This is a genomic window from Pseudomonas izuensis (assembly GCF_009861505.1).
Lineage (GTDB): Bacteria > Pseudomonadota > Gammaproteobacteria > Pseudomonadales > Pseudomonadaceae > Aquipseudomonas > Aquipseudomonas izuensis.
Genome location: NZ_WTFT01000026.1, coordinates 1 through 20599 on the forward strand (window position 1 = coordinate 1; position 20599 = coordinate 20599).

The 20599-nt window shown below is 61.1% G+C and carries 21 protein-coding genes; 15 read left to right on the forward strand and 6 right to left on the reverse strand.

What is annotated here, in order from left to right; genetic code table 11:
• Window positions 1-483: aldehyde dehydrogenase family protein (locus GPL81_RS20960; RefSeq protein ID WP_160108292.1), on the reverse strand; the 483-nt coding region annotated here is incomplete at its 3' end.
• Window positions 484-782: 299 nt separating this feature from the next.
• On the opposite strand from GPL81_RS20960, the gene GPL81_RS20965 reads away from it, so the two are divergent.
• The 4 genes from GPL81_RS20965 to GPL81_RS20980 all read left to right on the forward strand — a co-directional run bounded on the left by GPL81_RS20965 (window position 783) and on the right by GPL81_RS20980 (window position 5051).
• The gene (locus tag GPL81_RS20965) at window positions 783-2696 is read left to right on the forward strand and encodes a sigma-54-dependent Fis family transcriptional regulator (protein ID WP_160108293.1); all 1914 of its coding nucleotides are present in this window, start codon (window positions 783-785) and stop codon (window positions 2694-2696) included.
• 99 nt (window positions 2697-2795) lie between these two features.
• On the forward strand, window positions 2796-4145 hold the full coding sequence (mpl, locus tag GPL81_RS20970) for a UDP-N-acetylmuramate:L-alanyl-gamma-D-glutamyl-meso-diaminopimelate ligase (RefSeq protein ID WP_160108294.1): 1350 nt from the start codon (window positions 2796-2798) through the stop codon (window positions 4143-4145).
• Complete coding sequence (gene ubiX / locus GPL81_RS20975; RefSeq protein WP_160108295.1) at window positions 4142-4774, forward strand: flavin prenyltransferase UbiX; 633 nt, start codon at window positions 4142-4144, stop codon at window positions 4772-4774. Before mpl ends, ubiX begins: the two co-directional genes overlap by 4 nt.
• A complete protein-coding gene (locus GPL81_RS20980; protein ID WP_096514868.1) occupies window positions 4767-5051 on the forward strand; it encodes a YceK/YidQ family lipoprotein in 285 nt (94 codons plus the stop codon). Before ubiX ends, GPL81_RS20980 begins: the two co-directional genes overlap by 8 nt.
• 126 nt (window positions 5052-5177) lie before the next feature.
• On the opposite strand, the gene GPL81_RS20985 is transcribed toward GPL81_RS20980, so the two are convergent.
• The 3 genes from GPL81_RS20985 to GPL81_RS20995 all read right to left on the reverse strand — a co-directional run bounded on the left by GPL81_RS20985 (window position 5178) and on the right by GPL81_RS20995 (window position 8134).
• On the reverse strand, window positions 5178-5819 hold the full coding sequence (locus GPL81_RS20985) for an oxidoreductase (protein ID WP_160108296.1): 642 nt from the start codon (window positions 5817-5819) through the stop codon (window positions 5178-5180).
• A 27-nt stretch (window positions 5820-5846) separates the two neighbouring features.
• The gene (locus GPL81_RS20990; protein ID WP_160108297.1) at window positions 5847-7565 is read right to left on the reverse strand and encodes a C13 family peptidase; all 1719 of its coding nucleotides are present in this window, start codon (window positions 7563-7565) and stop codon (window positions 5847-5849) included.
• 113 nt (window positions 7566-7678) lie between these two features.
• Window positions 7679-8134: a MaoC family dehydratase gene (locus tag GPL81_RS20995; protein WP_096514874.1), complete on the reverse strand. Its 456-nt coding sequence runs from the start codon at window positions 8132-8134 to the stop codon at window positions 7679-7681.
• A gap of 198 nt (window positions 8135-8332) precedes the next feature.
• Here GPL81_RS20995 and GPL81_RS21000 point away from each other — a divergent pair, with 198 nt between their 5' ends.
• Genes GPL81_RS21000 through GPL81_RS21010 form a run of 3 tightly spaced genes read left to right on the forward strand, consistent with a single transcriptional unit; the run spans window position 8333 to window position 10013 of the window.
• Window positions 8333-8698 carry a CidA/LrgA family protein gene (locus GPL81_RS21000; RefSeq protein ID WP_160108298.1) on the forward strand — a complete coding sequence of 122 codons (366 nt, stop codon included), beginning with the start codon at window positions 8333-8335 and terminating at the stop codon, window positions 8696-8698.
• Window positions 8695-9411, forward strand: a complete 717-nt coding sequence (locus GPL81_RS21005; protein ID WP_096514878.1) for an LrgB family protein — start codon at window positions 8695-8697, stop codon at window positions 9409-9411. The genes GPL81_RS21000 and GPL81_RS21005 overlap by 4 nt, the downstream gene beginning before the upstream one ends.
• Before the next feature lie 11 nt (window positions 9412-9422).
• Window positions 9423-10013 carry an LON peptidase substrate-binding domain-containing protein gene (locus tag GPL81_RS21010; RefSeq protein WP_160108299.1) on the forward strand — a complete coding sequence of 197 codons (591 nt, stop codon included), beginning with the start codon at window positions 9423-9425 and terminating at the stop codon, window positions 10011-10013.
• A gap of 6 nt (window positions 10014-10019) precedes the next feature.
• Here GPL81_RS21010 and GPL81_RS21015 read toward each other — a convergent pair whose 3' ends face one another.
• Window positions 10020-11336: a bifunctional DedA family/phosphatase PAP2 family protein gene (locus GPL81_RS21015; protein ID WP_160108300.1), complete on the reverse strand. Its 1317-nt coding sequence runs from the start codon at window positions 11334-11336 to the stop codon at window positions 10020-10022.
• A gap of 187 nt (window positions 11337-11523) precedes the next feature.
• Window positions 11524-12222 carry a DNA-3-methyladenine glycosylase gene (locus tag GPL81_RS21020; RefSeq protein WP_160108301.1) on the reverse strand — a complete coding sequence of 233 codons (699 nt, stop codon included), beginning with the start codon at window positions 12220-12222 and terminating at the stop codon, window positions 11524-11526.
• Window positions 12223-12411: 189 nt separating this feature from the next.
• Here GPL81_RS21020 and GPL81_RS21025 point away from each other — a divergent pair, with 189 nt between their 5' ends.
• The 8 genes from GPL81_RS21025 to GPL81_RS21060 all read left to right on the forward strand — a co-directional run bounded on the left by GPL81_RS21025 (window position 12412) and on the right by GPL81_RS21060 (window position 20497).
• A complete protein-coding gene (locus tag GPL81_RS21025) occupies window positions 12412-13683 on the forward strand; it encodes a glutamate-5-semialdehyde dehydrogenase (protein ID WP_160108302.1) in 1272 nt (423 codons plus the stop codon).
• Window positions 13652-14371, forward strand: coding sequence for a nicotinate-nucleotide adenylyltransferase (gene nadD / locus GPL81_RS21030; RefSeq protein ID WP_160108303.1), 720 nt, complete (start codon window positions 13652-13654; stop codon window positions 14369-14371). Before GPL81_RS21025 ends, nadD begins: the two co-directional genes overlap by 32 nt.
• A 73-nt stretch (window positions 14372-14444) precedes the next feature.
• Window positions 14445-14939, forward strand: coding sequence for a ribosome silencing factor (gene rsfS / locus GPL81_RS21035; protein ID WP_008022922.1), 495 nt, complete (start codon window positions 14445-14447; stop codon window positions 14937-14939).
• 9 nt (window positions 14940-14948) lie between these two features.
• Window positions 14949-15416, forward strand: a complete 468-nt coding sequence (gene rlmH, locus GPL81_RS21040) for a 23S rRNA (pseudouridine(1915)-N(3))-methyltransferase RlmH (protein ID WP_007937439.1) — start codon at window positions 14949-14951, stop codon at window positions 15414-15416.
• Between the two features lie 12 nt (window positions 15417-15428).
• A complete protein-coding gene (gene mrdA, locus GPL81_RS21045) occupies window positions 15429-17324 on the forward strand; it encodes a penicillin-binding protein 2 (protein WP_160108304.1) in 1896 nt (631 codons plus the stop codon).
• A 31-nt stretch (window positions 17325-17355) separates the two neighbouring features.
• Window positions 17356-18459 (forward strand): rod shape-determining protein RodA, encoded by a 1104-nt coding sequence (gene rodA / locus GPL81_RS21050; RefSeq protein ID WP_177435621.1) that lies wholly within the window; start codon window positions 17356-17358, stop codon window positions 18457-18459.
• 17 nt (window positions 18460-18476) lie between these two features.
• The gene (mltB, locus tag GPL81_RS21055; protein WP_160108305.1) at window positions 18477-19487 is read left to right on the forward strand and encodes a lytic murein transglycosylase B; all 1011 of its coding nucleotides are present in this window, start codon (window positions 18477-18479) and stop codon (window positions 19485-19487) included.
• Window positions 19487-20497: a septal ring lytic transglycosylase RlpA family protein gene (locus tag GPL81_RS21060; protein ID WP_096514896.1), complete on the forward strand. Its 1011-nt coding sequence runs from the start codon at window positions 19487-19489 to the stop codon at window positions 20495-20497. Before mltB ends, GPL81_RS21060 begins: the two co-directional genes overlap by 1 nt.
• The last annotated feature ends 102 nt before the right edge of the window (window positions 20498-20599 follow it).

Here is a 20599-nt window from a genome sequence, read left to right on the forward strand (position 1 = left end):
GATCTGCCCGACCACGCCCAGCGGTTCATGAATGTGATAGGCCACGGTATTGCCGTCGATTTCGGCGGCGCTGCCTTCTTGGGCGCGCAGGCACCCGGCGAAGTAACGGAAGTGGTCGGCGGCCAGCGGGATATCGGCGTTGAGGGTTTCCCGCACGGCCTTGCCGTTGTCCCAGGATTCGGTGATTGCCAGGGTTTCGAGGTTCTGTTCGATGCGATCGGCGATTTTCAACAGGACCAGGGAGCGCGCCTGGGCGGACGTGGCGCCCCAGGCATCGGCCGCCGCGTGGGCAGCGTCCAGGGCCTTGTCGATGTCTTCGGCCGTGGAACGGGGGAATTCGGCAATCGGTTGGCCATTCACTGGCGAGGTATTGGTGAAGTACTGACCTTTGACAGGCGCGACGAACTCGCCGCCGATGTAGTTACCGTATTTGGCTTTGAACGAAACGATAGCGCCTTCAGTACCGGGGTGAGCGTAACGCATGATTGGTTTCTCCTTGGCTTTTGTACTTATTAGAGACGCGCATGTGCGCTTGTATAAGCGTAGAGCAAAGGTCGGGCCACTGCCCTGCAGGTCAGGCAAATCAAGGCCTTGCGCATTTTTTGTCGGACGGGTGGACGGCGTCTGTGACGCTTTCGGTACAGGCTGGGTGACACTTTGTACCGTTTGTGGCACAGGCTGTGACTGCCCGGTCTTGCCAGCATTGCATTGCAGGCTAGGCTGGAGGATGCTCGGGCTTCACCTCAGCACGGGTCACCGAGCCCCGGGGAGAACAATAAGAAATGCACGACAACCATTTGAGTCGCCATGCCCAACAGGTATTGACCGTGACCCAGGGCAAAGCCCACCTGCACGGTCCTGGCAGTGATCCGTCCATCGCCCGTTCCTGGCTGCGCTGTCTTGAGGACTATCACCTCGATCCGGCCCTGACCATGGCGCCGACGGTGCTGGAGCATGGGCGCGTGCTTGAAAGTCGCGAACGCCTGCAGCAAGTGCTGCACATTGCCGGCAACGAAATGACCAGCCTGCATCAGCAGCTCTCCGGTGCCGGGCATGCGGTGCTGTTGACCGATGCACGGGGCGTGATCCTCAACTGCGTGACGGCCCCCGCCGAACGAAAGATTTTCGAGCGCGCCGGGCTCTGGCTCGGCGCCGACTGGAGTGAGGCCTGCGAAGGCACCAATGGCATCGGCACCTGCCTGGTGGAGCGCCAGGCGCTGACCATCCACCAGGATGAACATTTTCGCGGCCGACATACCGGCCTGACGTGCTCCGCGAGTCCGGTATTCGACCCGCATGGCGAACTGCTGGCGGTGCTTGATGTGTCCTCGGCGCGCCCCGATGTTTCGCGCCAGAGTCAGTTCCACACCATGGCCCTGGTCAATCTTTCGGCGAAGATGATCGAGAGCTGCTACTTCCTGCGTTATTTCGACAATCAATGGCTGCTGCGTTTTCATCTGCAGGCAGAGTCCGTCGGGTTGTTCAGTGAAGGCCTGCTGGCGTTCGATGGAGAGGGGCGGATCTGCGCGGTCAATCAGAGCGCACTGAACCTGTTGGGGCATGTCCGCGGCGGCTTGCTGGGCAAACCGGTGGAGGCGTTTTTCGACTGCGCCCTGGATGAGCTGCTCGGCCGCGCGAGCGCCAACGCCAGCGCCAGTTGGCCGTTGCGCACCCGTGACGGGCGTAGCCTGTTTGCCGTGTTGCGCGGCCAGCCGCGGCGCGTGCCGGTGCCGCTGGTGCCCAGTCCGGTGCGTGAAGAGCCCACACAGCTGTCGGGCATCTGCCTGGGCGATGCCGCGTTGCAGGCAGATTTCCGCAAGGCCTTGCGCGTGTACGAACGGGACGTCCCTTTGCTGATCAACGGCGAAACCGGGTCGGGCAAGGAGGCCTTCGCCAAGGCCGTCCATCAGGCCAGTCAGCGGGCCACAAAAGCATTCGTCGCCCTGAACTGCGCCGCCATTCCCGAAAGCCTGATCGAAAGCGAATTGTTCGGCTATCGCGGCGGCAGTTTCACCGGGGCGCGCAAGGAAGGCATGCGCGGCAAATTACAGCAGGCCGATGGCGGAACCTTGTTCCTCGACGAAATCGGCGACATGCCCCTGGCCTTGCAGACGCGACTGTTAAGGGTGCTGGAAGATCGTCAGGTGGTGCCGATCGGTGGCGAGCCGGAGCCGGTCAACGTGCGGATCATCAGCGCCACACACCGCAATTTGCTGGGGCGGGTTGAGGACGGCAGTTTTCGCGAGGACCTGTATTACCGGCTCAATGGGCTGGAGGTAGCGCTGCCGGCATTGCGTGATCGCAGTGACAAATCGCAGCTGCTCGACTTTTTACTGGCCGAAGAAGCGGGCGGGGAAGCAGTGTTGATCGATGGGCCGGCGCGGGAGGCATTGCTGGGGTTTGCCTGGCCGGGCAACGTTCGGCAATTGCGCAATGTGCTGCGCACGCTGGCGGCGTTGTGTGACGGCGGGCGGGTAGGGCTGGAGGATTTGCCGGCGATGATCCGACAGGCGCGGCCGGTGACCATGCAGACGCTTGAAGAGCCGTCCGAGCATCCGCTGGAGGATGCCGAGCGGCTGGCGTTATTGAATGCGCTGGAGCAGACGCGCTGGCATATGACGCATACGGCTGAACAGTTGGGCGTGAGTCGCAATACCCTCTACCGAAAGCTGCGTAAGCACGGTATTGCCAGGTAAACACCACCGAAACCTGTGGGAGCGGCGGTGATCTTGAAACACAAGGTGCGATTTTCCCCTCCCTAGGCTAACCTGCGGCCATGTTTTACGAGGTCGACTATGCACATTCATATTCTTGGTATCTGCGGCACTTTCATGGGTTCGATGGCGGTTCTGGCCAAGGAACTCGGCCATCACGTGACCGGCTCCGATGCCAACGTCTACCCGCCGATGAGTACGCAGCTTGAGGCTCAGGGCATTGAGTTGACCCAAGGCTACGACCCGGCGCAACTCGATCCGGCACCCGACCTGGTGGTGATCGGCAATGCCATGTCCCGCGGCAACCCGGCGGTGGAATATGTCCTGAACAAAGGCCTGCCTTACGTCTCCGGCCCGCAATGGCTGGCCGATCACGTATTGCAAGGTCGCTGGGTGCTGGCGGTTGCCGGCACCCACGGCAAGACCACCACCAGCAGCATGCTCGCCTGGGTCCTGGAGCACGCGGGCATGAGCCCGGGCTTCCTGATCGGTGGTGTACCGCAGAACTTCTCGGTGTCGGCGCGTTTGGGCGGTACCCCGTTTTTCGTGATCGAAGCCGATGAATACGACAGCGCCTTTTTCGACAAGCGCTCCAAGTTCGTTCATTACCGCCCGCGCACGGCGATCCTGAATAACCTGGAATTCGATCACGCCGATATCTTCCCGGACTTGCCCGCCATCGAGCGGCAATTCCACCACCTGGTGCGGACCATCCCGAGCGAAGGCCTGGTGATTCATCCGACCACTGAACCGGCTTTGCGGCGCGTCATCGAAATGGGGTGCTGGACCCCGGTGCAAACCACCGGTGCCGGCGGACAGTGGCAGGTCAAGTTGCTCAGTGACGACGGTTCGGCCTTCGAAGTGATGTTCGAAGGGGTTTCCCAGGGCGTGGTCGAGTGGGACATGACCGGACAGCACAACGTTGCCAACGCGCTGGCGACCCTGGCTGCGGCGCGGCATGTGGGTGTGGTGCCGTCGATGGGCATCGCTGCATTGAGCGCTTTCAAAAGCGTCAAGCGGCGGATGGAGAAAGTCGCGGACGTGCGTGGCATCACCATTTATGACGACTTCGCTCACCACCCGACCGCCATCGCCACCACGCTCGACGGCCTGCGCAAGCGCATTGGCGATGCGCCGTTGATCGCGATCATCGAACCGCGTTCCAACTCCATGAAGCTCGGCGCGCACCGCGATGGGTTGCCGGAAAGCGTGGTCGATGCCGATCAGGTGATCTGGTACGCGCCGGCCAATCTCGGTTGGGACCTGGCGGCCACTGCAGCGCTGTGCACTGTGCCGTCGATTGTCAGCGACTCGCTCGAAGGCATCATCGACCGCGTGAAAAGTCAGGCTCAACCGGGCACCCACGTGGTGATCATGAGTAATGGCGGATTCGGCGGCCTGCACGGCAAACTCGCCGAGGCGCTCAAATGAACAACGGCCCGGACCGCATCACGCTGGCGATGACTGGCGCTTCCGGCGCCCAGTACGGCTTGCGCCTGCTCGACTGCCTGGTGCGCGAAGACCGCGAAGTGCATTTCCTGATTTCCAAGGCCGCGCAACTGGTGATGGCAACTGAAACCGATGTCACGCTGCCCGCCAAGCCGCAAATGATGCAAGCCTTCCTCACCGAATACACCGGTGCTGCCGCCGGACAGATCCGCGTGTATGGCAAGGAAGACTGGATGTCGCCGGTGGCCTCGGGTTCCGGCGCGCCGGCGGCGATGGTGGTCGTGCCGTGTTCCACGGGGACTTTGTCCGCCATCGCGACCGGCGCTTGCAACAATCTGATCGAACGTGCCGCGGATGTGACGTTGAAGGAGCGCCGCCAGCTGATTCTGGTGCCGCGGGAATCGCCGTATTCGAGCATTCACCTGGAACACATGCTCAAGTTGTCGAACATGGGTGTGACGATTCTGCCTGCATCGCCAGGCTTCTATCATCAGCCACAAACCATCGACGACCTGATCGATTTCGTGGTGGCGCGGATACTCAATCTGCTGGGCATTCCCCAGGACATGTTGCCGCGATGGGGCGAGCACCATTTGAGCAGCGATGAATAAGCTGTTGGTGGTGCTGCTGGTCATGCAGTTGGCCGGCTGTGCTACGGCGCGAACGCTGGATGCCGCCAAACCGGGGGCGCCGGTGGTGTATGCGGGGACGCGGCTGGATCTGTACGCGATGAATGGCGGCTGTTGCGCCAAGGATCGTTTCGGCGCTGAGGCGCCGGGCTATCCGGGGGTTGACCTGCCCGCCAGTGCGTTGCTCGACACGCTGCTGTTGCCGTTGTCGTTGTTGACGGTGTTGGGAGTTAATTTCCAGGCGACGGGTGGGTTGTAGCGTTCGGCATTGAATCGGTGTCGCTCCCTTCGCGAGCAGGCTCGCTCCTACATTGGATTTGTGAACGACCCGGATCAAATGTGGGAGCGAGCCTGCTCGCGATTGCGTCCTGTCAGACGCTAGAAACTATTTGCCCAGCTTCCTCAACTCATCCGACTCGACAATCCGCACTCCCTCCTGCTCTTCCAGCGCCAGGCGCCACATGGCGCGGGCCATTTGGCAGGCTTCGATGCCGTGGTACTTGCCGGGAATCAGCCGTGACAGCGGCCCGGCGACTTTCTCCGCCAGGCGCGGCTCAATGCGTTCGCCCAGCAGCAACGAGGGTCGGCAAATGGTCAGTTGTGGCCAGTCCTGCGCGCGCAATGCGTATTCCATCTCGCCTTTGACCCGGTTGTAGAAATTCGGCGATCTGCGATCGGCCCCCAATGCGCTGATCACGATCAAGTGTCGCGCGCCCATCTCCCGGGCACGTTTGGCGAACGCCACCACCATGTCCAGATCCACCGCGCGAAACGCCTCTTCCGAGCCCGCCTGTTTGATGGTGGTGCCCAGGCAGCAATAGGCGATGTCGATGCGACCGCTCAATTGCGGCAGGAACATCGCCGGGTCGCCGACCGGGTTTTCCAGGTGGGGATGCCTGGCCAGCGGTCGGCGTGAGGGAGCCAGTACCCGCGTAATCGTTGGCTCATTGAGCAATCGATCGAGCAGGTGTTCACCGGTCAAACCGGTGGCTCCGGCAAGCAATACGTGCTGAGGCGTCAAGTACATAGTGTTTCTCCCTTGATACTCATCAGCTTAGTTGGTCTTTGCATCCTTGCCGTCAATCAACACACTTTGCAGCGCTTTGCGTGCCTGCTGTTTGCGTAACAGCTGCCAGTGCGAAAGCACGGTTTTCGGTGCCCAGATCTGCGGCTCGGAGGCTTCGTAGCTGTCGGCCAGCTCACGCTCCGCCACGGTGGCCTTGGCCCGCTTGAAGGCTTGTTCCAGATCATCGGTCTGGTTCAAGGCCTGGGCGAACAAGGCGTCGCCAAAGTAGGTGAAATTGGCTTCTTCCGAACAGCCAAACGACACACGGTCGGCCCGCGAGGCGGTCATGATCAGGGTGCGTTCGTCCTTGAGGGCGGGAATGAATCCACCGGAGTAGCAGGATGAAATCACGATGATTTTATCGCGGTTTTTCAAGGGGGCGAGCACCGCGGCCAGTTCGTCGGCCGGCAGATCGGCCAGTTCCATGCGTGGCTGGTCCAGCACCAGTTCGTGCTCACTGGTGCCGTGACTGGTCAGGTAAATGAAAATCAAATCCTCAGGGCCGCTACGTTCGGCGAGGGTCGCTGCCGCGCGGCGCAGGTTTTCCCGGGTAGCCATTGGTCGGTCGCTGAGGTGGTCGCGATGGTTCACCAGGCGGATCTGACCGAAGGCACCAAAGCGACTGGTGAGCATGTTCGCGACGTAGTCGGATTCTCGCAGGAACACGCTTTGCTTGCCGTCGCCACCCACCGTCAGGGTGTATAGCTCTACCGCCGGGGTCGAGGCCGGCACGTTGCTTAGCGCGTCTTCGAGCAGTCGCCCCTGGGCCAATAGACCGAGTTCGAGGGTGTCGGGCAGCAACTTGCCATCGGCATCACGCACACGCTGGCCGTTGATCCAGGTGCCGCTGAGCACTGCACCATCGGTCAGTACCAGGGTGCCGCGACCGGAATAGGCATCGCCGTCGAACTGGCCGATGTAGAAGCTGCCGTCGGCCAGGTTCAAGCGGCCTTGACCACTGAAGCGCCAGTCGTTGAAGTGGCCGATATAATGGCTGCCGTCGGCACCGATCAACTCGCCCTTGCCATTGAGCGAGCCTTCCTTGAACTGACCCAGCCAGACATCGCCGTCAGCGTTTTCGTAACGACCCTTGCCGTGCAGTTGATTGTTCTTGAAACCGCCGACGTAAATATCGCCGTCAGCGCTGTTGAATGTCCCGTTGCCTTCCAGCTGACCGTCGACGAAATGCCCGGTGAATTGATTGCCGCTGCCATCGCCGCGCTGGCCTTCGCCGTTGGGTTTGCCATGGGCGAACTGGCCCTGGTAGGTGCTGCCGTCTTCAAGCTCCAGATGACCGAGCCCTGAATACTGATCAGACTTGAATTCGCCACGGTACGTCATGCCGTTTTCTTTGAGGGTGCCCTCGCCATCACGCCGGCCGAGTTTGAAGCGGCCGTTGTAGCTGCTGCCGTTGGTGCTCAGGCTGCCCTGGCCGTCGAACAGTCCCTGGTTGAACTGTCCGCGGTAGACCTCGCCGTTGCTGCCGTGCCACTCGCCCTGGCCGTGCCATTGACCCTTGTCGAACTCGCCGGCATACCAACTGCCGTTCGGGTAATCGATACGGCCCTGGCCTTGCAGCAACCCATCGACCAGGGCGCCACGATAGCGTCCGCCGTCCGGCAGGCGGGCGTCGGGAGGCAATGGCGATTCGCCGTTGCCGCAAGCGGTGAGCATCAGGGTCAAGGCAAGGAGTGCAAGTGAGCGCATAGCGGGTTCCGGGCAATTAGGCGACCGAGTATGCCGCAGCTATGTGTCCTTATACAGCCGGTATGAAAGCAGCGGGTGCGAAACAGCGTGAGCTGCTTCGCACCCGGGAAGGTTTACACGAAGCAGAGCGACAAGGGCTCAGCGATATACGCCGGTTTGTCGGAGCCTTCGATTTCCAGGGTGGTAGTGGCCTTGAGCAGCCATTGGCCGGGTTTCTTTTCGATGACTTCGGTCAGATCGACCTTGAGCCGCACCCTGGAGTTGACCTTGACTGGCTGAATGAAACGCACGCTGTCCAGGCCGTAATTGACCACCATCTTCAAGCCTTCGGGCATGACGAGGATGTCTTCCATCAATTTCGGGATCAGCGACAGCGACAGGAATCCGTGAGCAATAGTGCTGCCAAATGGCGTTTGCGCGGCTTTGACCGGATCGACATGGATGAACTGATAGTCCCCTGTAGCTTCGGCGAACAGGTTGATGCGCTCCTGATCGATCGTGAGCCATTCGGAACGTCCAAGTTCCTTGCCGACATAATCTTTGAGCTCTGCAACTGGAACAAAGGGCATTGAGACTCTCCTTGGGTTCATCGGTTTTATAGTTTTGAGTTTGGGGGGATTTGACCTCCCGGCTTACCACTTTAGATCAACATGGCAAATCGCTGCGGTCAACCGACCATGCTATTGGCGAATGCCGATGTATACGGCAGCCGTGCTTATAATGCCCGGCCCGTCATTGCGGGTGAGGGGTTTTGCGGGAGAAGAGGGATGTTATTACGAGGCTTGACCTGGCTGGTGCTGTTCCAATTGCTCGGCACAGCCATCAACCATTTGTTTCTACCGGTGCTGCCGGGGCCGATCATTGGTTTGCTGCTACTGCTGGTGTTTTTGATCAGCCGTGGCCAGGTGGGTGAGCCGCTGAACCTGGCAGCCAGCAGCCTGCTGCGTTATCTGCCATTGCTTCTGGTGCCGCCCGCGGTGGGTGTGATGGTTTACGCCAGAGACATCGCGGCGGATTTCTGGGCCATTGTCGGTGCGCTGGTGTTGTCGCTGGTGCTGTCCATGGCGTTCGCGGGCGTGCTGATGCAGCGCCTGATCAAGCGTCATGCCCACCCTCGTGAGGACAGCCAATGATCCTTGACTGGCAGGGCGCCTGGACGTCAGTGATTCATCATCCGTTGTTCGGTATCGGCATTACCCTCGGCGCCTATCAGCTGGTGCTGGCGGCTTTCGAGAAAACCCGCTGGATCTTTTTGCAACCGGTACTGGTCTCCATGTTGCTGGTCATCGGCGTGCTGGTAGGCTGTGGCTTGAGTTACGCCGAGTACCGCAAGAGCACCGAGATCCTCAGCATCCTGCTGGGCCCGGCCACCGTCGCACTGGCCGTGCCGCTGTACCTCAACCTGCGGCGGATTCGGCAGTTGTTCTGGCCGATATTTACTACGCTGGTGATAGGCGGTGTGGTTGCCACGGGCATGGGCGTGTTGCTGGGCTGGTGGTTCGGCGCTGAACACATGATCCTGATGACCATGGCGCCGAAGTCGGTGACGTCGCCGATTGCCATGTTGGTGGCCGAACAGATCGGGGGCGTCGCGGCGCTGGCGGCGGTGTTCGTGTTGATCACCGGGGTGATCGGTGCGATCTTCGGACCGAGCCTGCTGAACCGGCTTGGCGTGCACAGTCCCGAGGCCCGCGGCATGGCGTTGGGCATGACGGCTCACGCGGTCGGCACGGCGGTGGCGATGCAGGAAAATGAAGAGTGCGGCGCCTTCGCGGCGCTGGCGATGAGTTTGATGGGCGTGGCCACGGCGGTGTTGCTGCCATTGGCGGTGTCGATGATGGTGTGAAGGACATATCTATGAGCTTGCCGCTTTTTCCGCTGAACACGGTGCTGTTTCCAGGTTGCATCCTCGACCTGCAGATTTTCGAGGCGCGCTATCTGGACATGATCGGTCGCTGCATGAAGCAGGGTGGCGGCTTTGGCGTGGTGTGCATCCTTGACGGCGAAGAGGTCGGCATCGCCCCGGCCGGTTATGCATTGGTCGGGTGCGAAGCGCTGATCACCGATTTCAAGCAGCAGGACAATGGCCTGTTGGGCATCCGGGTGCAGGGTGGCCGGCGCTTTCACGTGCTGCGTACCGAAGTGCAGCGTGATCAGTTGATCGTGGCCGAGGTCGAGTGGCTGGGCGAAGAGCCCGAGCAACCGCTGCAGGATGAGGACGCCGATCTGGTGGCCCTGCTCAAGGCCCTGGCCGAACACCCGATGGTCGAAGCGCTGAACATGGGCACCGAAGCGACCGGGCAACAGTCGCTGGCCAATCAGCTTGCCTATTTATTGCCATTCGCCGAACTGGACAAGATCGACCTGCTGCAGCTCGACGATCCGCAGCAACGACTGGATGCGATTCAGGCGTTGCTGGATGAGTTGCAGGGTGAGTTGTTTGCCTGAGCCTTGTTAATAGGCGTAACGCAACATCGTATCCGGCAAGTGCCGCAACACGAAGAATCCGAACAGTGCCACCAACGATGGCAGCACCAGCCACCAGACCTTGGGCGGCATGGCGTTGAGCGGAGCCCGGCGCTGACACAGCCACAGGCTGGCTGCGCAGACACAGGCCGCCAACATCGCACCTGCCAGGACATCCGTCGGCCAGTGCGCGCCGAGATAGACCCGTGACAGTGCGATTGCCAGCGCCGGCAGGCAGCCCACCAGCAGCCAGGTCAGGCGCATCCGTGGCGGTTGCCCGCGACCGGCGAGGACGGCGAGCGTCAGGAACAGCGCGAAGGCGCCCGAGGCATGACCGCTAGGCATGCTGTAGCTGGTCAATGGGTCGCTCAACACTTCCGGACGCACGCGGGCGAAGAAGTTCTTGGTCGCGGTGTTGCCCAGCGCGGTGAACAGCAATGTGCCGCACGCGAAGATTGCCTGGCGCCATTGCCGGGTCATCAGCAGCAGTACGACCAGCAAGGCACTGAACACCAACATGTTGTGGAACTCACCGATCAGCGTGAACACCACGGCCACTTCATCGAGCATCGGGCTGCGATGTTCCTGCACCAGGGTCATCAGCCCCTGGTCGAGCGCGCTCAGGTGCGAGTAACCGATAAACAGCGCCGCCAGAATCAGAAAGCTCATTCCGGTAATGAACATTGTGGCCTTGCGATGCTTGCGCAGACTGCTGGTGGCGCTCAAGCCGACCATCAGCGCAATGCTGCCGGCGACGACCCCGGCCTGGGGCCAGAAGCCATCGGGTAGCGGCAAGCGAATCGCCGCGCCGGTGGCCCAGCCCGGCAACAGGTAGGCCACTGACCAACCTGCAGCGGCCAGCAGGCTGACGGCGAAGAAACGCGGGAACGGCATATCGAACATCCCGGCCACCATCGGCAGCATGGGGCGCAAGGGTCCGATAAAACGCCCGACCAACAGGCTGGCGATGCCATAGCGCTGGAAGTACACCTCGGCTCCGGCAATCCATTGCGGGTGATGGCGCAGGCCTGGCAGACGGCGGATGTTCTGATGGAAATGACGCCCCAGGAAATACGAAACCACATCGCCGAGCACCCCGGCGAGAAAGCCCAGCAGCAACGTTTCACCCAGCGACAGCGCTCCGCTGCCGGCCAGTACCGCCACGGCGAACAACAACACCGTGCCGGGCACGATCAGCCCGGCAATTGCCAGGCATTCGACGAAGGCCACGATGAACACCGCTGCCGCCAGCCATTGCGGGTTGACCGTCAACCAGCCGGTCACGCTATCGAGCCATGGGCCCATAAATACAACTCCATTGAATGTTCAATTGATTCCAGGGGCAAAACACAAATCTCTAAACAACACTGAAACCTTGTGGGAGCGAGCCTGCTCGCGATTGCGGTGTGTCAGTCACATTGATGCCTGATGTGCCGCCGTCATCGCGAGCAGGCTCGCTCCCACAGGTAACTCCTTCTGCTTCAAGTCCAGGTCAGAACAGCACAACGTAATCGCGACCTTCGACCTGCCCCCGTCGCAGCGGGTTCCGCGTGCAGTAGGCCGCGTAGGACGCGTCGACGAAGCGGTACATCAGGTGTTCATCGCGACCATGGGGAATGCCCAGCCGCGTGGCCTGGATGACATGGGCAGGCGTCTGGCCGACGTCTTCCACCAGCAGCACTTCATGATCGAAGCGCTTGGCGTCCCAGACCGGTACCTTCAAGCCCAGCGACTTGCACAACAAGGTTTGCCCGGCGCAGAGCTTTTGCGATGGGCGAGGGCGGCCCTGGGCGTCGGGGTTGTTCAACAGCATTTGCGCCAGGCTCGCCGGTCCGCTCAGTTCGTCGACCCACGGGTAGCCGGACTTGATCAATACCGCATTGCCCGGGCCCTGGGCGCTGAAGTTCAGGGAGTCGCCGCCGCGGGCGTAGTACATATAGATGTGGCCGCCATCCAGAAACAAAGCCTTACGCTTTTCTGTGTAGCCGAGGGATGCGTGGCTGCCTTTTTCGGCACAGTAATACGCTTCTGTCTCGATGATTCGGGCGCTGAGCCACAGGTCGCCGATCCGATGGCGAATGACTTTCCCCAGTAAATCCCGGGCAAGAATTTGCGCGTCGCGGTCGAAAAACGCGTCCGGGAGGCCCTTGGGCGGGCTCATTGCGGACGCTCGATCAGTCAGATTGGACATGATGAACGGCGTTTATCAGGGCTGATGGGGGCGTGATGATAACAATTTGCAGCTTAATCCCGCCTGAACATCGGCAAATTGCCCTCCATTTCGACCATCCGCCCGTCACCGCTGTTAGTCGGGAGACACGACAGCTATAATCTGCCGCTTTACTCTTTACCAAGACCTTATCAAAGACCACGCCAGACTATGACTGAGTCCGTTCTTGACTATATGACCCGCCTGGGTCGCGCTGCCCGCGAGGCTTCCCGCGTCATCGGCCGTGCCAGCACTGCGCAGAAAAATCGCGCGCTGCAGGCTGCCGCCAATGCGCTGGACGCTGCCCGCGCCGAGCTGACCGCCGCCAATGAGCTGGACCTGGCAGCCGGCCGCGCCAATGGTCTGGAGCCGGCGCTGCTCGAGCGCCTGGCGCTGACCCCGGCACGTATCGACGGCATGATCGTAGGGTTGCGCCAGGTGGCCGCGCTGCCGGACCCTGTCGGCGCGATCCGTGACATGAGCTATCGGCCATCGGGGATTCAGGTCGGCAAGATGCGCGTACCGCTGGGTGTGATCGGGATCATTTACGAGTCGCGGCCCAACGTGACCATTGACGCCGCCAGCCTGTGCCTTAAATCCGGCAACGCGACCATCCTGCGTGGCGGCTCCGAAGCCATACATTCCAACCGCGCCATCGCCGCCTGCATCCAGCGCGGCCTGGCCGAGGCCGATCTGCCGGCTGCCGTGGTGCAAGTGGTCGAGACCACCGACCGCGCTGCCGTTGGCGCGCTGATCACCATGCCGGAGTACGTCGATGTCATCGTGCCCCGCGGTGGCCGTGGCTTGATCGAACGCGTCAGTCGCGATGCCCGTGTGCCGGTGATCAAGCACCTGGACGGCATCTGCCACGTTTACGTCAGTGCCCATGCCGACCTGCCAAAAGCCCAGCGCATCGCATTCAATGCCAAGACGTATCGCTATGGCATCTGTGGTGCGATGGAAACGCTGCTGGTCGATCAAATCGTTGCCAAGGATTTCCTGCCGGCGATGGCTGCCCAGTTCCGCGAAAAAGGCGTCGAACTGCGCGGCTGCGAACGCACCCGGTCGATCATCGATGCACTGGCGGCCAGCGAAGAAGACTGGAGTACCGAATACCTGGCGCCGATCCTGTCGATCCGCGTGGTCGATGGGCTGGAACAGGCCATCGACCACATCAACCATTACGGCTCTCATCACACCGATTCGATTGTCAGCGAACACCAGGGCGACACCCGGCGTTTTGTGGCTGAAGTCGACTCCTCGTCGGTGATGATCAACACCCCGACTTGCTTCGCCGATGGTTTTGAATACGGATTGGGTGCGGAGATCGGCATTTCTACTGATAAGCTGCACGCCCGCGGCCCGGTCGGTCTCGAAGGATTGACCTGCGAGAAGTATGTCGTGGTCGGTGATGGCCAGTTGCGCGGACAGGAGCCGGTCTGACTTGGGCGACCTCGACCCGTCAGTCCCGGTAACCGCCAGCGCGCCTTCCAGACGCATCGGCGTTCTGGGTGGAACCTTTGACCCGGTGCACGTCGGCCATTTGCGCGGTGCGCTGGAAGTCGCCGAATCGCTGGCGCTCGATGAGCTGCGCTTGGTGCCGAGTGCCAGGCCGCCTCATCGGGATACGCCGCAAGTGTCGGCGAAAGACCGTCTGGCGATGGTCGAGTGCGCGGTGGCCGGTGTGGCACCGTTGGTGGTGGACGCCCGCGAATTGCAGCGGGATAAACCGTCCTACACCATCGATACCCTGGAGTCGATGCGCGCCGAAATGGCCGACGAGACCCAGGTTTTTCTGCTTTTGGGCTGGGACGCATTTTGCGGCCTGCCCACTTGGCACCGCTGGGAAGAGTTGCTCCAGCATTGCCATATCCTGGTGTTGCAACGCCCGGATGCCGACAGCGAACCGCCGGATGCCTTGCGCAACCTGCTGGCAGCGCGCTCGGTGAGCGACCCGCTGGCCCTCAAAGGGCCGAGCGGACAGATTGCATTCGTCTGGCAGACACCGCTCGCGGTATCCGCCACCCAGATCCGTCAACTGCTGGCCAGCGGTAAGTCGGTACGTTTCCTGGTGCCCGACGCGGTCCTGGCCTACATCGATGCGCACGGACTCTACCGTGCGTCGAACTGAAGAGGAGTGCCTCAAGGCACGTGGCAACAACGTGTATTGAAGCGCCCGAACATACGAGCAAAACGAGTTTTATATGACGAACAACGACGTAAACAAAGTTAAGCGCAAAGGCACGTTCAAGAGTGCCCCGCTGCCTGAAAAGGTCCTCGCTGCCGAGCCGCCTAAAGGCGATGAGCTGGTCAAGATCGCCGTAGCGGCCCTGGAAGACGTCAAGGCCCAGGACGTGCTGGTGATTGATGTCCGTGACAAGCAGAGCATCACCGACTACATGATCATCGCCACCGGTACGTCCAACCGCCAGATCGGCGCGATGCTGGACAAGGTCCGCGAAGCCGTCAAGGCCCTGGGTATCAAGCCACTGGGTGAAGAAGGCAAGGGCGACAGCGACTGGGTGTTGCTGGACATGGACGACGTGATCGTCCACATGATGACCTCCAACGCCCGTCAGTTCTACGACCTGGAGCGCCTGTGGAAAGGTGCCGAGCAGAGCCGTGCCGCCGATGGCAAACACCACAGCCCTGAAGTTGGTCACGAGCATTTCAACAAGCTCAACAAAGACCAGGAATAAGGAACGGCTGTGCGACTGCGACTGATCGCCGTCGGTTCACGCATGCCCAAATGGGTGGAAGAAGGCTGGCATGAATATGCCAAGCGTCTTCCTTCCGAGCTGGCGCTGGAACTGGTGGAAATACCGCTCAACACCCGTGGCAAGAACGCCGACGTGGCGCGCTTCATCCGTCAGGAAGGCGAAGCCATGCTGGCCAAGGTCGGGCCGAACGAGCGTGTTGTCACCCTCGAAGTCCACGGCAAGCCCTGGAGCACCGAGCAACTGGCGGTCGAACTCGATCGCTGGCGGCTGGACTCGCGCACGGTGAATTTCATGGTCGGCGGCCCCGAAGGGCTGGCGCCGGAAGTCTGTGCCCGTGCCGATCAGCGCTGGTCGCTCTCGCCGTTGACGTTGCCGCACCCGCTGGTGCGCATCCTGATCGGCGAACAGCTGTATCGTGCCTGGACCGTGCTGTCCGGCCACCCTTACCACAAGTAGTTTTTCGCTCTCATGACCCAGCCGATCCGCATCAAGGACCACGAAAAAGACGCCCGTCTGGTGCGTGGCCGCGTCGTGTTCGGGGCAATTGCGGTCGTGACATTGATCGGCGTGCTGATTGCGCGCCTGTATTTTCTGCAGGTCATCCAGTACGAGTACCACTCGACCCTGTCGGAAAACAATCGGGTCCATGTGCAGCCGATTCCGCCGCCCCGCGGATTGATTTACGACCGCAACGGTGTAGTGATTGCCGACAACCGGCCCAGCTTCAGCCTGAGCATGACTCGCGAGCGCTCTGGCGACTGGCAGCAGGTGCTCGATGTGATCGTTCAGGTGCTGGAACTCACGCCCGAGGACCGGGTGATTTTCGAGAAGCGCATGCGCCAGGGGCGTCGGCCGTTCGAGCCGGTGCCGATCATGTTCGAATTGACCGAAGAGCAGATCGCCAGGATCGCTGTGAACCAGTTCCGCCTGCCTGGGGTGGAAGTGGTCGCGCAGCTGGTCCGTCACTACCCGCAGGGCGCGCATTTTGCGCATTCGGTGGGTTACATGGGGCGGATCAACGAGAAAGAGCTGAAGTCTCTGGACCCGGTGAGCTACAGCGGCACCCATCAAATTGGCAAAACCGGCATTGAGCGCTTCTACGAGCCTGAATTGCACGGCCAGGTGGGTTACGAGGAAGTCGAGACCAACGCCCGGGGCCGCGTATTGCGCGTGCTCAAGCGTACCGATCCGATTCCCGGCAAGGACATCGTCCTGAGCCTGGACATCAAATTGCAGGAAGCCGCCGAAGCTGCGCTCGGTGGTCGTCGTGGCGCGGTGGTGGCGCTGGACCCGAAAACCGGTGAAGTGCTGGCAATGGTCAGCCAGCCGAGTTTCGACCCGAACCTGTTCGTCACCGGCATCAGCTTCAAGGCCTATTCCGAACTGCGCGACTCCATCGACCGGCCGCTGTTCAACCGCGTGTTGCGTGGTCTGTATCCGCCGGGTTCGACCATCAAGCCGGCGGTGGCGATCGCCGGCCTGGACGCGGGCGTGGTGACGGCCTCGAGCCGGGTGTTCGACCCCGGCTACTACATGCTGCCCAACTACGATCACAAGTACCGCAACTGGAACCGCACCGGTGATGGCTTCGTCGACCTCGACACGGCGATCATGCGTTCCAACGACACCTACTTCTATGACCTGGCCCACAAGCTGGGGATCGATCGATTGTCGTCGTACCTGAGCAAATTCGGCATTGGTCAGAAGGTGTCTTTGGACATGTTCGAAGAGTCGCCGGGGTTGATGCCGACCCGCGAGTGGAAGCGTGCGACGCGCCGTCAGGCATGGTTCCCGGGTGAAACGCTGATTCTTGGTATCGGTCAGGGCTACATGCAGTCGACGCCGCTGCAACTGGCCCAGGCCACGGCATTGGTGGCCAACAAAGGTGTCTGGAACCGTCCGCATCTGGCCAAGACCATCGAGGGCGAGAAGCCGGTGGATCAGAACCCGATGCCGGACATCATCCTGCGCGACCCGTCTGACTGGACCAAGGTCAACCACGGCATGCAACAGGTGATGCACGGCGCCCGCGGTACGGCGCGCAAGGCCTCGATCGGTGCGCAGTACCGGATCGCCGGCAAGAGTGGTACGGCCCAGGTGGTCGCGATCAAGCAGGGCGAGAAGTACGACCGCTCCAAGGTGCAGGAGCGTCATCGCGACCACGCCTTGTTCGTGGGCTTCGCGCCGGCCGACGATCCGAAAATCGTGGTGTCGGTGATGGTCGAAAACGGTGAGTCCGGCTCCGGCGTGGCCGCGCCAGTGGTGCGTCAAGTCATGGACGCCTGGCTGCTGGATCAGAACGGTCATCTCAAAGCCGAATACGCCGGCCCTACTAGCGTGGAGGCTACGGCCCATGATGAATAATTTTGATCGCATGCTCTCCAGCGAGGATGTGATGCGGCGTCGCGCGACGCTGTTGCAGCGCCTGCACATCGACGGCCCGCTGCTGATCCTGCTGCTGACCCTCGCCGCCGGCAGCCTGTTCGTGCTCTATTCGGCCAGTGGCAAAAGCTGGGACCTGTTGGCCAAACAGGCCACTTCGTTCGGCATCGGCCTGGTGTCGATGATCGTCATCGCCCAGTTCGAACCGCGCTTCATGGCCCGCTGGGTGCCGGTCGGCTATGTGATCGGTGTGCTGTTGCTGGTGGTGGTGGACGTCATGGGCCACAACGCCATGGGCGCCACACGCTGGATCAACATTCCCGGGGTGATCCGCTTCCAGCCTTCGGAGTTCATGAAGATCCTGATGCCGGCGACCATCGCCTGGTACCTGTCCAAGCGCACCTTGCCGCCGCAGCTCAAGCATGTCGGTGTCAGTCTGTTTCTGATTGGTTTGCCGTTCATTCTGATTGTGCGTCAGCCGGACCTTGGCACGTCGCTGCTGATCCTGGCCGGTGGTGCGTTCGTGCTGTTCATGGGTGGGTTGCGCTGGCGCTGGATTCTCAGCGTGCTTGCCGCCGCTGTGCCCGTGGCAGTCGCCATGTGGTTCTTTATCATGCACGACTACCAGAAGCAGCGGATCCTGACGTTCCTCGACCCTGAAAGCGATCCGCTGGGCACCGGCTGGAACATCATTCAGTCCAAGGCCGCCATCGGTTCCGGTGGTGTGTTCGGCAAGGGCTGGTTGCTGGGTACCCAGTCGCACCTGGATTTCCTTCCGGAAAGCCATACCGACTTCATTATTGCGGTCATGGGTGAAGAGTTCGGCCTGGTGGGTATTTGCGCACTGTTGCTGATCTACCTGTTGCTGATCGGTCGTGGGCTGGTGATTACCGCCCAGGCCCAAACCTTGTTCGGCAAGTTGCTCGCGGGCAGCCTGACCATGACGTTTTTTGTCTATGTGTTCGTCAACATCGGTATGGTCAGTGGCCTGTTGCCGGTGGTGGGGGTGCCGTTGCCGTTCATTAGCTACGGAGGAACTTCGCTGGTGACGCTGCTGTCAGCGTTTGGGGTTTTGATGTCGATCCATACCCATCGCAAGTGGATCGCGCAGGTTTGAATAAGGTGAAGAGTTCAATGCAAGTAATGCGTGGCTGGGCGACTCGACATGCGCCGTGGGTCGGCCTGGTAGGCATCATTGGCATCGCGCAGGAAGCGTTGGCCGGCGATTACGAAGGCTCACCCCAGGTGGCCGAGTTCGTCGGTGAAATGACCCGCGATTATGGTTTCGCCGGCGAACAGTTGATGGGCGTGTTCCGCGAAGCCGAGCGTAAACAGTCGATCCTGGATGCGATTTCGAAGCCCGCCGAGCGGGTCAAGCAGTGGAATGAATATCGCCCGATGTTCATCACCGATGCACGCATCGCCCGCGGCGTGGACTTCTGGCGACAGCATGAGGCCGTACTGGCTCGTGCCGAACAGGAATACGGCGTGCCGGCGCAGGTCATCGTCTCGATCATCGGCGTTGAGACCTTTTTCGGCCGCAACACCGGTAATTTCCGCGTAATTGATGCTTTGTCGACGCTGGGTTTCGACTATCCTCCCCGTGCCGAATTTTTCCGCAAGGAATTGCGAGAGTTCCTGCTGCTGGCCCGCGAAGAGCAGGTTGACCCGTTGACCCTCAAGGGTTCCTATGCCGGGGCGATGGGCTTGCCGCAGTTCATGCCCAGTAGCTTCCGTGCCTATGCAGTGGATTTCGACGGGGATGGCCACATCAATATCTGGAACAACCCGGACGATGCCATCGGCAGCGTCGCCAGTTATTTCAAGCGTCATGGCTGGGTCGCCGGCGAGCCGGTGGTCAGCCGCGCCGATGTGCGCGGTGATCAGGTGGACGAAGGTTTGACCACCGGTATAGAGCCGGCTAAAACCGTTGGAGAGTTGCGGGCCCTGGGCTGGTCAAGTCATGATGCGCTGCGCGATGATATGCCGGTTACCGCTTTTCGCCTGGAAGGCGACAATGGCCCTGAATACTGGATGGGCCTGAGCAATTTTTACGCAATCACGCGTTATAACCGCAGCGTGATGTACGCCATGGCCGTACATCAACTGTCTGAACAGCTGGTCCAAGCACGGGGCGTCAAGTAATGCGGGCATTGCCTATGAATAAACCCCTGAAGCTGATGGCATTTGCCGCGTTGGCAGTGCTGGTCGCCAGTTGTTCGACCAGTCGCTCGCCGACGCAGAAGTCTTCCACCGCCGTGCGCTCGGCGCCGGGGCTGGACATCAACCGCGCCCACAAAGATGGCGCACCCTGGTGGGACGTCGACGTTTCGCGCATCCCGGATGCCACGCCAACCTTGCACACCGGCCCGTACAAGGCCAACCCGTACACCGTGCTGGGCAAAACCTATTTCCCGTTGCAGGAATCCAAGACCTATGTGGCGTCGGGCACGGCGTCCTGGTACGGAACCAAGTTCCATGGCCAGAACACCGCCAACGGCGAAGTCTATGACTTGTATGGCATGAGTGCCGCACACAAGACCCTGCCGCTGCCGAGTTACGTCCGGGTGACCAACCTGGACAACAACAGGACCGTGATCCTGCGAGTCAACGACCGTGGACCGTTCTATTCGGACCGGATCATCGACCTGTCCTACGCGGCTGCCAAGAAACTCGGCTATGCCGAAACCGGCACCGCACGGGTCAAGGTCGAGGGTATCGATCCACAAGCGTATTGGGCGGCCAAGGGCCGTCCGGCGCCTTTAATGCTCAACGAGCCACAAGTCGCGCAGAATAGCGCCCCGGCGATGACGGCCTCGGCCGGTACCGTCGAGCAATGGACGCCACCGCCGCAGCAACATGCCGCCGCCGTTGTCCCCGTACAAATTGCGGACGCAAAAAAAAACGCTTCTGCACCAGCCTCTGGCCAGTATCTGCAGGTGGGCGCGTTCGCCAACCCGGACGCTGCAGAACTCCTGAGGTCGAAGCTCAGCGGGATGGTGAGCGCTCCGGTGTTCATCAGTTCGATCGTGCGCAATCAACAAACGCTGCATCGGGTTCGCCTGGGACCGATCGGTTCGCCGGGTGAAATCCAGCAAGTGCAAAACAGTGTGCGCCTGGCCAACCTTGGTTCGCCGAGTGTTGTGACCGAGTAATACGTAGGACTTGATTGACGGTTCATCTGCGGTTTTGGGGGATGAACCAGGTTGTTGGCTCGTCGAAGAACAAAAACCCGGCAAGGGTTACAGAGTGAGCAA